This is a genomic window from Streptomyces sp. NPDC107528 (genome assembly GCF_055639295.1).
In genome coordinates this window covers 89,723-104,246 of the sequence record NZ_JBVKAV010000018.1, presented here as the reverse complement: position 1 = coordinate 104,246, position 14,524 = coordinate 89,723, and the positions used below count along the sequence as shown (strand labels likewise).

The following is a 14,524-nucleotide window of genomic DNA, read 5'->3' as shown; positions in this document are numbered from 1 at the left end:
CGGTGGTGGCCGCATGAGCCAATCGAACGTGTGCCGCCCTACCAGGCTGACCTGATGAGTGCTGCGCCTGCACCGTGGCGCGCTCGTCATTAGCCTGACGTTCTTCGCCACTTCCGCACTGGGGCTGCTGTGGCTGTCCCACGCGGTTCGCCTCAACGTCGCCGCCACAGCAGTGGCTTGGCTACTGCTCGCCGTCACTGCCTAACCGGGAGCATCCTCATCGGCGGGAACTGGAACGCGCATCTCTCCCAGGCAGCAAGCATGCTGAACTCCCGCCTCGTACACGGCGGTTGGGGCGGTCCGGTTGCCAGCCTACCCCGTGTACCTGGCGGACACCGGCAGACGGGGGCGGACCCTGCCCGCTGGCGGGAAGCCGGGCGATGACGGCACACAGAAGCATCCCGGGGGACTGCGTCACCCCCGGAATCCGTAGCGGAGACCCGCCTACGGCTCCGCCGACCCCGACGCAGCGCACCCGCCAGCCTCACCAGGTGTTACGCGACCTCAGCTACGCCCCTGGTGTACGACTGGGTACGCCAGCTCGCCAACGCAGGATGCCTGGGTCCTACCCGGCGGGCATCGACGTGAACGTGGCCTTCGCCCCGCCTGACCGTTGCCATGCGTGCGGCCGCCGGCTCACCGCTGCCCGCCGGGGCCGGATGAAAGATTGGATAGACCAGCGCGGCCTTGGCGCGGCTGACGGCGACACCCGCCACGGACACCACTCATTGGTCAGGGGACGACCAGCACCACGAGCAAAAGGACCCACCAACCTGACAGACCATCACCGACACCACCCCATTCACAAGCCTGTCTCGCGCCCAGGCGTATAACCGCCACTTCGCGCTTCGATATTTGGGTAGTCACAGCATCATGATCTAATACGACCCGCGGAATAGGCCGCAAAATTTAAAAGGAGCTGCAATCGTGCTGAAGAAGCAACTTTCGCGCGCCGGTATAGCCATAGCAGCCGCCGTCCTCCTAGTAGGAGGCGCTACGGGAACCGCTAATGCGCAAATCGCCGGAGACACGTGGCTCTACCTGTCCGACATCGACGGACATCAGCTTGGCCACATGGTTCACCTAGACCAGGATCCGGATAGGTTTAAGGTGTGCGACGATCAAAGTGATGGTTACGGTGTTACCGGGAAACTGTATGGCATAAGCGGCGAGGACGGAGATTGGGAAGTACTGGACATGGAAGGTGATGGCGGAGATGATCTTTGCGATTACTTCACGCGTGAAATCTATGAGGATCTTGAGTACAAAATGCGACTGTGCTGGAATGGTCAAGGTGAACTTATTTGTGCGGAACGGAAGTTCGAAGAGTAGAGGCTGACGACCGCGTGCACGGTTGGCCGTGGCTCGTCGCTCAGGTAGCTCGTTGAGCTGTGCATGGTGGGGCTGGGGCCCGTGAGTTGATCGTGGTGGAGTACCGGGTCGCTGCGCTGTCGCCAAGTGTGATCGCAGAACTCATCGCTGAGGTAGGGCCGTTGTGGCACGAGCAGCCGCAGGCCCGGCTCACGGCTCGGCCACGACGGCGGGCTGTCGGAGCAAGGGCGAAGCACAGGTTCGTCTTCGTCGACCGGCTGTCGGCCCCACTGGTGAGTCTGCGCCATGGCACCACTCATGACGTGCTGGCCCGATGGTTCGGTGGACCGCTCCACCATCACGCGTGCCATCGGCGGGGTGTGGCCCCTGCTCGCGCAGCGGGCTGCACCGCCGCGCCGGGCATCCGCCTACGTACTCTCGCCGAGGTTATCGAGCACCCGGGTGCCGACGGCCGGACCGGGATCATCGATGGCACGGAGATCCGCGTGCGACGCCCGGCCGCAGGCCGCAAGGACCGGCACAAATTCGTCCCTGGCAAGGCCAAGCAGAACGCTGTGAAGTCCATGATCCTCACGAACGCCGAAGGGCGGCTATTGTGCTGCAGCCCTGTCCGGCCGGGCGGTTGCGCCGACATCACCCAGGCCCGCAGTTCGGATTGGTGAAGCTTCTAGCCGACAGCCCGTTCATGGAGATCCTCGCGGACGGCGGTACCAGGGCACGGGCGCGCAGACCGGCGGACGTGTGGTCACACCACCACACCGCAAGTTCAAGAAGAACGCTGCCGCCTGCTACGAGGAGAGGGGCACGAACTCCAACGCAAAGCGCTTCGAGCACGGCATCGCGTCACGCGTCTTGAAGAGCTGGCGGGCTCTTGCCCGCCATTAGGGCTCGGAACACGATCATGCGCCCAAGTCCCAGTAGTGGTCTCATGGTGGAGCGTGGTCCTGGATCGTGGGCGATGGCCTGTGCGGGAAAGAGGGTCCGGATGAGCGTGGCGTGGGCGGCGTCGTCGCCGGAATCGGGGCCTGTTGCATCCGGTTGAGATGCTTTCAGGGACGAAGGATCGGTCGGGCCGCTTCAACGACCTGCGTTCCCATGGTCAGGGCTACGTCGAGGTTCGGTCGCCAAACAAAGAGTTCCCGGTGCTGACTCTGGCCTTCCGAGATGATCACGCAGTTGTCCATCTGATGAGCGACACCGAGCGGATGTCTCTGCTCGTTGGAGACGCACGGCTCCCTCGGGTGCCGAGGTCGAAGTCCCGATCATGGACGGCCTCGCCGCGTTCTCGGGCGACTTTGTCCTGGATATCGATCGAGCGTGGAACCTGGTGCTCGAGTTTACCGAGACGCAGGCGACCGGCCCTCTGGTTGAGTGGTGTGAGGTGTGGCCAGCAGCCCGTCGCATGATCATGATCGGTGCTCTTTCAGCCGTCTCCAGCAGATGAGGCCGCAGGCCAATGAGACGAAGGCGTCGTGGAGTTCGGTTCGGCGTTCCCAGCGGATGGCGAGGCGTTTGAAGTGGTGGAGCAGGGCGAAGGTCTGCTCGACGACGTAACGGAGTCTGCCCAGGCCCTTGATGTTCGAGGCGCCCTTGCGGGAGATGACCGGCAGGATCCTGCGCTTGCGCAGTTCCTCGCGGTTGGGGTTGGAGTCGTATCCCTTGTCACCGAGCAGCGAGTCGGGGCGGCGGTGTGGCCGGCCGGGCCGTCCGGCCACCGGCGGGATGCCGTCGACCAGGGCGAGGGTTCTGGGTGACGTCGTTGACGTTGACTTCGATGGTGATGAACTTTAGCGGGGTGCTGCGTCCGTCGCAGATCAAGTGATGCTTGCTGCCCGTCTTCCGCCCGTCGATCGGCGACGGACCGGTGTCGGCTCCCCCTTCTCGCACGGATGCGGGAGTCGTCCACACACGCGCGGGACCAGTCAAGTTCGCCCGCCGCATTCAGTTCTGCGAGCAGGATGCGGTGCAACCGGTCGAAGACACCGGCCCGCTGCCACCGCGCTAGACGCCGCCGACAGGTCTGCCCGGAGCTGAACCCCAACTCCAGCAGCCGGAGTTGTCAGGCTACGTTATTGTGGAGCACGTACAGAATGTGTTGCAGACACAGCCGGTCCGCCACCGGCCGCGGACCTGACGACTTCTCCGGCCACGGCGGCAGCAACGGCTCGATGAGCACCCACAAGTCGTTGTGCACGATCCACGGCTGAGTACTCACACATGACGAACGGCCGCATCATCACGCCGGTCACGGCCCACCACGACACCTCAGCAAGATCGTGTTACGAGCTCATAGCCCGCGCTGCGATCAGTCGCAGCAGATCGTGTGCCGAGACTGGCGCGTTCCCGCCAACCGGGTGGAGCATGTTGGACCGAATGGGCTGATGCCGATCGCATACGGTGCAGATCATGACCCGTCACATGCAACACGACTCTTCTCATAGCCTCGAGAACAGGCTGACATGTGTCACGTCATCAGTCGCTCCCGTGACCGCTCGCCACCTCATCGAAACTCTGGAAAAGCTACTCCCCGTGGGCAGGGTCAGTGAAAGGCAGGCCCGCGGCGCCGAAGACTCCATCCCGCAGCTATTCGTGCACGTCGTACACGATGACGGAAACGGCCCGGCAGCGATCAGTGTCAGCCTGGACCGGGTCGAGCCAGGCAGCTACTCCCACTGGATGACTGACTGCCCGGACAAGGCTTTCTGCCCACACGACAGTTGCGTCTCCACCAGGTTGCCCGACGGCGGCCTGCTCAAGCTCTTCCAGGGCTACGTGTATTCCGACCGGCGGGAGGACACCAAGCTTTGGACTGCCGAACTGGTCACCCCATCCGGGCAGCACATCGTGGCCAGCGAGTGTAATGCCGTCGCCGAGAAGGGCACGCCAATCAGTAGAAGTGAACCACCCCTATCCATGGCCCAGTTGGAGAGGCTGGTGACGGCCGGGGTGTGGCGTGGGTTCATCGACTGCATTCCCGATGCCCATCAGAATCCGGCCTATTCCATTGAGCACGAGCGCGCCGAGCCGACCGTCGAAGCCGTCTTGGACACCGTCGCATCGCTTGTTCCCGGGACCGTTGAACTCGTCAGAAAAGGCAGAGACCACTCCTACCTTGTCGTGGACGACGGTGAGGGCATGAGCTTTGTCCAGATCAGCATCCAGCACGGTATGGACAGCATCGCCGACGAGTTGCTCTACGCCCGCGCCGAGTCCCTCGCGGACGGTACCAAGGTCAGTGGCCGGCAGGACGAAGGTGACAAGGATGTTGCGGGAGGTGCCAGGTGGACCGTAGACACGCTGCGTGGTGACGGCTTTCGCGTCGTCGTCAGTGCACTCAACGCCGGGGGGCCGCACGACACCCCGACCCGCCGGACCCCTGCCCTGACCATGGAGCAGCTTCGGGAGATCGCCCTCAACCCCCGGTGGGATCGCTTCCGTTAACGGAACTGCAACGAGGCTGGGCCATGGGTGGTATCGCAGCCGGTCCCCTACCTGGCCAGCAATCGGGCTACGTGCCTGCCCCCACGCATCCTATTACCTGGTCAGCACGGGAGGCTTGGATCGGTACCGCGCCGTACTGGAAGAGGTCACCCGGGAGCTGGGACGAGCAGGCTCCTCCGCACCCTGGGGCGAGGACCTGACCTCATGGAGCTGATCTTCGAAAAGCCGCACAGTGTCCACAGGAAGGACACCGACTGGCGGACCTGGACCTGTATCGCGCCCACAAGAGGCTGAGGGCTCCCACGGTGGACGAGTCGTATCACCGGGCGCTTCGCATGGTGCTCGACAGCGACGACGAGGCGGCCGTGGGCATCGCCCTCGACCACTGGTGGAGTCTCGACAGCGCCCTGAAGCGGGCGGGCAGGAAGCGCGTGCCTCCGAGAGGGCACGCGTCCGATTGCATCCGGGAGGCGCTTCGGCAAGCTCCATCGCCAGTCGAGCTCAGCCGCATGTATGGGTGCAACGCCAAGCACGCAGCGGCACTGTCGGCGCTGACGTGGTGGCAGCGCAAGAGCCGCCGTTACTGGCCGAGGTCGTGGACGCCGCGCGAGCGATCACGCTCGACAGAGGGCTCCCGAGACGGTAGAAGCGGTATTCGGGGACACGGAGAAAGCAGACCAACGGCTGGTCGAATCGCTTGGGAATGTCGCCTGTGACGACAACGTGCTGTGGAACGACCGCGTCAGGACAGTGGAACTGTCGGACGAGTCTCCTGGAGCCAACTTTGTGGTCGCGTTCGGGCGACGCGCTGTCCCGAGTTGGAGATTCACGCCGCTGCGGCGTGGGGTCGACGTGGGAACGGGTCATGGAGGACCATCGCGCCAGGCTTGAGGAGTTGAGTGCGAACTGGCCCGTGGAGGACCCCGTGGGAGGTCACACGAGTGCGGGAAATTCTCAACGCTGCTGAAGAATGAGGCGGGCTGCGACGAGCTGAAAAGGTCCTGGTGTGCTCAGCCACCGCTCGGTGTTGACGAGGTCATCATTGGGCCCGCCGAGTACATGACTGTGGGAGGGGGACGGCGGCCGGAAGTTGTGCGTTCGCGGGCACCACACTGCTGGGGAGGTGCCCGCGGCGCAGGGGTCCAGTGACCAATGGGGCCTTAAGCGCCGAGTGTCAGGGACTCGCCGAGCCATTGCTAGGCAGCCATACCCGTATCTGGGTCCAGGGAGAGCTCGAACGGGGGTCCCGGTTCGAGCAAGTCGTGCGGTAAGTGGAGCCTCCGCAACGAGGGAGCGCAACAGGAGCTTGCCCGCCTCATGCGGGTGGGTACGGGGGGACGGAGTCGGACCGGTGATTGGTTGGGCAGGGGTAGCACCATTCGGCCGCCGGTAAATCGCCAGTCGACATCGCCGTAGGTGAGATGGGCGAGCACGAAGTCAGTGACCGTGCCCGCGAAGCGGAGTTGCACTTTGATCTGCCTGCGGCACTACTTTCGGCTGTCCAGCGTTCTCTTCACCTTTGTTGAAGCTGGTGGACGGGGAGTGCAGGCCCTTCCTCAATGCTCGGCACCCGATGCGATTTCAGGCGGCCAGGCGGTGAGGTCTGTTGTACGGGATCGGCCTTGATCGGCACCGGGGTTAGGGGCGCCGACTCCACACCGTGTCACCCAGTAGCAGGACGGCGCAAACACGACAACAGTGGCCCGAGGATCGTGCGTCTATCGGCGATAGAGTGACTCGTTTGTTCGAATCGACGCACGATTGAGGGAGAGCGGGATGATTGCGCAACTGAGGGAGACCGCCACGGAACTTGCGGCGATCCTGTGGCGCGAGCACACCGTCTATCGCGACCGTGCGGGAGCATTCGTTATCCGGGCAGGCCACGTCCAGCGTTGGATCAGTTTGATGCCCAGCGGTGGCCGCGACGAAATCCTCATCCGCGCCGGCCGCATCCTGGAGGGCGGCACGACCGCACCCGCCCGCATGGAAGCGGTCGCGCATCTCTCCGCCGGTACCAGTGAACTTGCCGCGCTCTGCCGAAGGCTGCTTGCCGAGACGGCCGCCGACGCCACACTGCGTGCATCGAGAGCTATCTCCGGTTCCGCACGGGAGAGGCCCGCGGCGTCCGAGGAACTCAGCGAAGCCACAATGCCCAAGCGGACCAAGAAGCCCATGGGCAAGGGGCGTCACACGAACCTCGCCTCCTGGCTGGTCCTTGCGTCCGTAGCTGCGGTCGTGGTTCTTTGGGCCTACAGCGCGGCAGCGGCGCACCGCTAGTGCCCTGACAGCGCGCTGATCGCGTCCTCAGCACTGGAATTGGACGACTGGGACCCACAACGAATCGACCCCATCCGAAGAGGAGATCAAGTGCATCCGCACCCTGATCCTCCGCGTCGGGTCCGACCTTGAAGGACTCACCGACGACGAACGAGAGCAGATCAAGGAAGCCACCCGGACCTTGGCGTGACACCAGCACGGTCTCCTTCGGTATGCCCGACATCCGCGCCCGAAGCCGAACCTGCTGGGGCGCGACGCATGACCACATTGCCGGACCACCTGGCCAAGGCGGTGGGCAGTTCCTCGGCGGATAGGTGAAGACCGTCGCCTCGAAGTGCCGACACGCGAGTCGCCCGCCCTCGTCCGGTCGACCAAGGCCTTTTGCCAGTTGGCGGGCTGCAGACGGTGACCCGACGCTTCCGACGTGCACTCAGGCAGCTTTAGGCCGCTGTGGATCAGCCAGAGAGGGATGGCGAGGTCGTGCCGGTCACGTGACGCTGCGGTCCGTGCCGATGCTTGCAATGTGGGCGGAGTTGGTGCCGGCCGACCGCGCCCGGCTGCTTGGCTCGTTCATACCGCCTGAGCAATTGAGCGGTCCAGTCGCCATGCTTTTCCTGGCAGGGCGGTGCCGGAGGCCTGAGGACCTTCTTCCGGAGGAGGTACGAGGTAACTACCGTGACGTAGCCGTAGCGAGTTGGTTCAGCTGTGCGGATACGGCAGCCTCCGGCACCGCTCCCTTAGCAGGGTCCTTTATGTTCATCGCCAGGAACTGAGCGATTGTAGAACCGACGGCAACGACCTGGATGTCCATTGGTATCCGCATTTCCCCGCTTTCGAGGGCCATCCGAACCATGATCGACTGAGCGTTGTCGGCCAGGGAGTTGCGCTGAACCACGTTCGAGTAACTGAGCGTCTGACCCTGAGCGTTGCCGGACGTCTTGAAGGCATCACCGCATGCCGAGAGCGCTGAGCGGATCCGTTCGATCGTGTCCCTGGCGCCCTCCTTCTCGAACGATAGAAGCGCAACTGTCAACACATCCCCCTCGCTAGCAGGCGGCTTTGAGCCCGCGAACCCGCGGGCGGCGAAAGCCTTTGCCCGTGGAGAGCGATCAGTGCCGACGGCAGTGAGATCCGCGAGGGGCTGGCATTCACTCCGGTCCGCCCTTGGTCTCAACGGCTCCTGGTGTGAGTCGGAACCAGTGAAGCCGTCGACTGCGTCAGTGGCAAGCAGGAGCCTGTTCAGTTGGTTCTGTGTCAATGCAGGTTTCGTTGTACTAGACCCCGTTTCCTCACTCCCGGTCGCCGATACCCCAGGCGAGGGGGAGTTGCGCTTACTGGTCTCACCGCCACTTGGCGTGCCACACGCCGCAGTTAGCGCCAGCAGGGGAAGGAAGGTCACCGCTACCAGTCTGCAAATGTGAGGGCGCACGTGGTCTCTTTTCGTGTTTGTTGCTGCGGAAATCCGACCCCGATACAAGGGCGAGGGACGGCCGGGCGGTGCTCTGTAGTCAGCACCGTGCGGCGGGAAACCCAGAGGACTTGCCAGGACGACGAGCGTCGTCTTTTGGTGGCCCGCATGACACTACGTGCGCTGGGTAGCCTTATGCGCGTTTGTGGCGTGAATACGTCACATTGGTAGCTTGTTGCCTGGGCTTGCTTGGCCCCAGCACCTTCCAGCTGTGGCTGTTGGGCGGAGGAACCGACACGATGCCACAGACCTGATTCCCGCCAATGGACGTCGGCGCCGCGCAGTCGCATGACGGCTCGCCCGGCCGTCGACGCTGCGCTGGCGTCGACATCACCGCCGTGGTGCAGGGGGTGCGCGGCGTTTTCCGTCATCGGCGCCTGCTCGCTCAAGCCTGATACCACCTCACCCTCGTCATGGGCGGGAGACCCCACGGACCGAGCCTGAACGCAAAGGAGGGTCGTCGACGGCTACAAGCCGTGCTGCGTGCCGAGCCTGGTCGGTGCCCCGCGATAGAGCCGGGCCGCTACGCGGTCGGGCCCTCACTGACTGCGTCCAGGTGGTGCGCCCCAAACGCTGTCTCGCTGCTGACTTCCGCCGCACTTCGTGCCGCGCCTGCTGCCCGCACCGCCGCCGCCCTCACGGCGCAACCGGACCCAGACACCCTCACAAGCGGGTCATTGCCTGAGGAGCTCAGTCCGGAAGGGGAAACAGTCTGCCACTCCACCGCTCGTCGTCAACCTCGGCGGGTTGCGTCAGGTGGATGTCAAAGCGTTCTCCACCAGTGCCAGGACGCTGTGAAAAGGCGCAACCTGGCCAGGGACAAGCCCAAGGGGCTTCATGACGTCATCAAGTCTTGCAGGGTCGTGCCCGGTCGGTTCGATCGTCTGGAGAGTGTGGAAGTCGACGACGATGTCGCCTCCGACCGCGTACTTGAACCAGTGCATCGGTTTATCGTTGTAGTGAAGCACGACGGCCTCAGTCTCCCCGGAGACGATACTCAAGATCCTCACATCGAGTCCGTGCACGCCGCCCTTTTCCCATGCCCAGGACCACGGCCCGTCGATGCCGCTGGTGACGACGGGTTCTTCATCGTCGAAAAGGTCGTCGCCCAAGTCGTCCGACAGGTCTTTGGCGTCGCGAAGCGCCAAGGTCTCCGGATCTACCCTCATGCGGGTGAGTAGCTCTGCAGGGGACAAGTCCCGCGCGAAGGTCAGCGTGTAGATGGGGAAATCCCCTTCTCGAAACAAGTTCAATCCGCGGCCTATCTCTTTACTCGTCATGCCGTGGATCGTGCCACACACCACTGACACCCTCCCAGGCCTTCCCCCCGCACGGATCCTCTGCATCAGAGACGCAGACTGTTTGTTGGCGAGGCTGAGGGCAACAGGCCAGCCCAAGACTCGCCACCTGCAGGCCGCACTAACAATCATTCGACCCCGGTCGAGTCGTGACTTATACGCGAGCACCAGGTCGTCGGGTATGGGCGATATGATGAGGCGTCTGTTCTCTCCTGCATGAACAGCCCTTCCGCATGCGAACTCGCCAGTTTCTGCGAGCTTGCTGTCGCTCGCGGGGCGAGGACCTGGCCGAATACGTCGTGCAGAAGGATTGATGGGGAGGGATATCGTCACCCTCCAGCGTGTCGAGGATATCCGAGCATCCAACTGGCGCAACCCTGGTTGCCCAGCCCAGCTACATGTCGAAGCGCCTGTTGATGACCTGGCTCTGACACCGGTGAAGGAGCTGGCGTTGGGGGTGCCCATTCTCTCTTGTCACACGTGCAGTTCGAATCACTGGCGGATAGCAACTCCGACGCCGCTGTCACCAGGAACCAGTGTTCCATCAGGTGGTTTGCCTGTAAGAATACGGACAGATGCTGCAGGTGCATTACCTATTGGCGTCAATGCGCCATCGGCTTGTGCCTGTGCCGTTCCAAGGAGCAAGGTTCGGCAGAGAGCAACCGACCGATCAGCGTTTGCGAATTCGACAAACGCCGGAGTAATTTCACTCCGATCGGCGTCGGGCGCGACAGGTATCGCCCCACACCACTGTGGGGCGTAGTAGTGCGATGCGGCCATGAACCGGTCGCTTTGATCATCTTGTGACTCCCGGGTGGGGCTTGTGGAGTCGGGGGAGGCATGGGATGAGCGTGTCCATGTGGCGTTGCAGCGTCGGCAGAACGTTCCTGACAACGGTCACGCTGGCGGTCGCGGGCGGCCTGTTGCCGTCCGGCGCCGCGGTAGCCGGTGCCGCCGCACCTACAGCCAATGGCGAGCGGGTGTCAAAAGTCGCTCCCGCGGAAGCCACATCCGCATCCAGCCGCGCTGTCCGGACTAGTGAGCCGGTGGAGGTGCTGTTCGAGCGAACTGAGTACTCCCAAGTGTTCGCCCAGCCTGACGGCAGCTTCGAGCTGACACAGTCCACCACCCCGCAGCGGGTGCGAGCTCCCGACGGGACGTGGAAGCCGGTCGACGTCACATTGGCGAAGCGAGCCGACGGCCGCATCGCGCCGAAGAGCGCTGTTGTGGACCTTTCCTTTTCCGGCAAGGGCACAGGTTCAGACATGATCCGGATCGGGGACGGCGACGGCCACGCGCTCAGCCTTGGATGGGACCGTCTGCTGCCCGAACCGGTGCTGGAAGGCGATACGGCCACCTATCGCGAGGTTGTTCCGGGCGTTGATCTGCGCCTGACCGCCACCGCAGAGTCCTATCGCGAAGTCCTCGTCGTGAAAACGCCGCAGGCAGCAGCCAGCCCCGCATTGGACAGGGTTCTCTTCCACGTTGAGAGCCAGGGCAGCCTGGAGGTCAGGTCCTCAACGAACGGCGGCCTGGTAGCAGCGAACGACGACGGGGTGGAGGTTTTCACCGGACCCCCGGGACGGATGTGGGACTCCGCAGGTGAGGCTCAAGTCCCGGGTGAGCAGCCGATGAGAGGCGCGCCTACGGCTCACGGCGGTGACCAGACCGGCGCTACGGCCGTGCGCGGGGCAGAGGAGCCCGACCCGGCCGCGGGCCCAGGCGACGGAGACGCCTCCGCGGTTATGCCAGTTGAGGTCGCTGAGGACACCATTGCGGTTGTGCCAGACACCGAGGTGCTGGAGGGTGACGAGACGGTCTATCCGGTTTACATCGATCCCGCAGTCGGGCTCGGGCACACCTACCGCACGGTGCTGTCCTCCGACGGCGACGACTACTGGATGTTCGACGGCGCAGGACACGGCATCGGCCGGTGCGGCTACAATTCGCAGGGCGCCTGCACCACCGGTCCCTGGTACACGAATCGGATGTACTTCCAGTTCAACTCCGCCAGCGCCCTGCGCGGCAAGTACGTGCTCGACGCGACCTTCCGGGCGTACGAGACATGGTCGTTCGACTGCAACCCGGCCTGGGTGGACCTGGAGCGCACGGACGGGATCTCGTCCGGCAGCAAGTGGCCGGGTCCGGGCGGGCCCAGGTCGGACAACAGCTGGGACCAGCTGGGCGACCGCTACGTCTCGGCCGGCCGGGGCACCGCATGCTCGCCGGAACAGCCCAACGCGTGGATCGAGTTCAACGACAACCCCGACGAGCCGGACGAGAACCTCAAGTCCACGGTCCGGAACTTTGCGGACGGCAAGATCGACAACCTGACGCTGATGCTGAAGGCGAAGGACGAGTCGGACGTCTCCGCCTGGAAGCGCTTCGACGACAACGCCGAGTTGCAGGTGAACTTTGCGTACCAGCCCGGAGTGCCGACCCGGTACGGCCTGTGGCCGGGAAACCCCGGCGGCGACCCGGATGATGTGCAGTGCGCCACCTCGTCGTCGAATCCTGTCATCGTGACCCGGGCCGAGCCGTTCATGCAGGCGGCCGTACAGACCAAGGTCGAGCACCACGCGGGCGACTCCGAGGGCTTGCTTCAGGCCGAGTGGGTGATGGAGGAGCGACGGTCCGACGGCACCTGGGGGAGCAGTTGGAGCGGTTACCAGCCGCCGAAGGGCAGCTGGGGTCACGACGGCGATGTGGAGACGATGAAGGTCTCCTCACGAACCGACAAGACGCTGTACCGGGTCAAGGTACGCACCCAATCGCACTGGACTTATGGATCCAAGTCCGGGGACCTGTACTCCTCGTACACACCCTGGTGCTACTTCAAGGTCGACGCCGACCGACCGCAACCCCCCGTGGTCACCGCCGTGCCGGACGGGATCTACGACCTGTGCGTCACCGAGGACTGCCCCGGCCAGGGCGGTCCGGGCATTGAGGGCACATTGCACTTCGCGCCGAACGCCGCCGACACCGACGTCGTAAAGTACGAGTGGCGCCTGCCCGGGATGGCCAAGACCAAGTTCGCGGTTGGCGCCGACCTCGATGAACAGATCACCCCCTTGGTGGCCGGCCGTCAAACTCTCCATGTCCGCGCCTGGGACGTCGGCGGCTCAGGCGAATGGGCCTACGTCAAACTGAAGGTGACGTCCGGACAAGGCGCGCTCGGTCGCTGGCGATTCGACGATCAACCCGCCGGCTCACAGGAAAAGGTCGCCCGGGACACCGCGGTCGAAGGCAGCTTGCGGCACAACGCGACGATGTACACCGACGGCACCGGCTTCTCCGCGCTGGCACGCCGCGGCGATGCTGACCAGTCACTGTGGCTCGACAGCACCGACCCGACCGAGCAGCAGGGCTACGCCGCCACGTCCACCGCCCCGATCAACACCAGCGACTCCTTCACCGTCTCGACGTGGGCGTATCTGAGCGACGCCTCCGCCAACAGGATGCTTCTGGCCCAGCCAGGCAGCAGCGCAAACGCGTTCTCCCTGTACTACTCGACCACTTACAACGCCTGGGTGTTCAACCGCACCGACCAGGACAAGAGCAGCCCCGTCTACATCCGCTCCATCGCCGAGCAGAAGCCTCAGCTGAAGGTCTGGACACATCTGACGGGCGTCTTCAAGACCGAAGGCGACGACGGTCTGCCGGACACCGATACGACCAACGACACCATTCAGCTGTTTGTCAACGGCCGGCCCCAGGGCGAGCCGGTCAACCTGGCGAGCGTGGCACCCACCTACCAGCCCTGGTCCGCGATCGGCGGCCTGCAGTGGGGCCGCTCGGTCAAGGCCGGTACCGGCGGGGAGTTCTTCCGCGGACGGCTCGACGAGACGGCCGTGTGGCAGCGGCCGTTGACCGAGCCCGAGATCCGCTCCGAAGGCGAACTGATGGAGAACGAGCTCGCCGCCACCGAGCTGATGGCTGATTGGGACGCCGCCACCTCGACGGGCAGCACGCTGGCGCAGACCTCAGGGTATCCCGCCGCCGGCATGGGCCTGGCCGGAGGCGCGACGCTTGCCGAGGCCCCACAGGTGCTTACGTTGAACGGCACCACAGGCTATGCGTCGAGCAGCGGTCCGGCAGTCGACGAGACCGGCTCGTTCACCGTCAGCGCCCTGGCTCGCGTGGACTCGGCTCAACTGGTCGGCAAGGCGGATGGATACACCGTCACCGTCGCCAAGCACAAGAATGGCGACGAGTCGTCGTGGGCCTTGCAGCTGGTCAAGCTGGCCGACGACGCTGACGGCGACGGCAAGCCCGAGTGCCTGTGGCGCTTCGAACGCACCAGGGTCGACGCAGCAGGCAAGAAGGTATCGACGACACACGTGTCGGCGACGTCAGCAGCAGTGCTGGACGAGATGGTGCACATCACAGGTGTGTATGACGCCTCGGAGCCGATCACCGATGGAGACGCCACCCTGTTCGGCAAGCTCCACCTCTTCGTCGGCGCGGACGAGCAAGCGGACGAGTCCACCAAGCCCGAGTTCGCCGACCCACAGCAGGGCACCGGCGAGCTCGCCATCGGCCGCGGTCACACCAACGGCACACCCGGCCAGTACCTGCCCGGCGCCGTACAGCAACTGCGGGTCTGGACCGGGGCGATGGAAAGCCGCCAGATCAGCGAGCGGGTGCTCGGTGAATCGATGACTTGACCGGACTCCCACGGGCGGCCGCCGAAACCGGCTCGCCGCCC

General features: G+C 64.5%; 7 protein-coding genes and 1 pseudogene. 5 read left to right on the top strand and 3 right to left on the bottom strand.

What is annotated here, in order from left to right; genetic code table 11:
* Positions 1-927 precede the first annotated feature (927 nt).
* Positions 928-1,332: a hypothetical protein gene (locus ACZ7L5_RS42045; RefSeq protein WP_471523999.1), complete on the top strand. Its 405-nt coding sequence runs from the start codon at positions 928-930 to the stop codon at positions 1,330-1,332.
* A 92-nt stretch (positions 1,333-1,424) separates the two neighbouring features.
* Positions 1,425-1,994, top strand: a complete 570-nt coding sequence (locus ACZ7L5_RS42040) for a transposase family protein (protein WP_471524030.1) — start codon at positions 1,425-1,427, stop codon at positions 1,992-1,994.
* 744 nt (positions 1,995-2,738) lie between these two features.
* Here the strand turns inward: ACZ7L5_RS42040 and ACZ7L5_RS42035 are convergent.
* Positions 2,739-3,547 (bottom strand): annotated as a pseudogene (locus ACZ7L5_RS42035) (IS5 family transposase).
* A gap of 191 nt (positions 3,548-3,738) precedes the next feature.
* On the opposite strand from ACZ7L5_RS42035, the gene ACZ7L5_RS42030 reads away from it, so the two are divergent.
* On the top strand, positions 3,739-4,773 hold the full coding sequence (locus tag ACZ7L5_RS42030) for a hypothetical protein (protein WP_471523997.1): 1,035 nt from the start codon (positions 3,739-3,741) through the stop codon (positions 4,771-4,773).
* A 1,776-nt stretch (positions 4,774-6,549) separates the two neighbouring features.
* Positions 6,550-7,050: a hypothetical protein gene (locus ACZ7L5_RS42025; RefSeq protein WP_471523995.1), complete on the top strand. Its 501-nt coding sequence runs from the start codon at positions 6,550-6,552 to the stop codon at positions 7,048-7,050.
* 670 nt (positions 7,051-7,720) lie between these two features.
* Here ACZ7L5_RS42025 and ACZ7L5_RS42020 read toward each other — a convergent pair.
* Together ACZ7L5_RS42020 and ACZ7L5_RS42015 are read right to left on the bottom strand one after the other, a co-directional pair.
* Positions 7,721-8,308, bottom strand: coding sequence for a hypothetical protein (locus ACZ7L5_RS42020; RefSeq protein WP_471523993.1), 588 nt, complete (start codon positions 8,306-8,308; stop codon positions 7,721-7,723).
* A 962-nt stretch (positions 8,309-9,270) separates the two neighbouring features.
* On the bottom strand, positions 9,271-9,798 hold the full coding sequence (locus ACZ7L5_RS42015; RefSeq protein ID WP_471523992.1) for a DUF6461 domain-containing protein: 528 nt from the start codon (positions 9,796-9,798) through the stop codon (positions 9,271-9,273).
* A 941-nt stretch (positions 9,799-10,739) separates the two neighbouring features.
* Between ACZ7L5_RS42015 and ACZ7L5_RS42010 the strand changes: the two genes are divergently transcribed.
* Entirely contained in the window at positions 10,740-14,483 is a 3,744-nt protein-coding gene (locus ACZ7L5_RS42010) for a LamG-like jellyroll fold domain-containing protein (protein ID WP_471523990.1), read from the top strand.
* The last annotated feature ends 41 nt before the right edge of the window (positions 14,484-14,524 follow it).

What these genes read in the sequence shown, in the direction of transcription:
- ACZ7L5_RS42030 (WP_471523997.1), top strand. Translation starts at nt 3,739, where the DNA reads ATGACCCGTCACATGCAACACGACTCTTCTCATAGCCTCGAGAACAGG.
- ACZ7L5_RS42025 (WP_471523995.1), top strand. Translation starts at nt 6,550, where the DNA reads ATGATTGCGCAACTGAGGGAGACCGCCACGGAACTTGCGGCGATCCTG.
- ACZ7L5_RS42015 (WP_471523992.1), bottom strand. Translation starts at nt 9,798, where the DNA reads ATGACGAGTAAAGAGATAGGCCGCGGATTGAACTTGTTTCGAGAAGGG.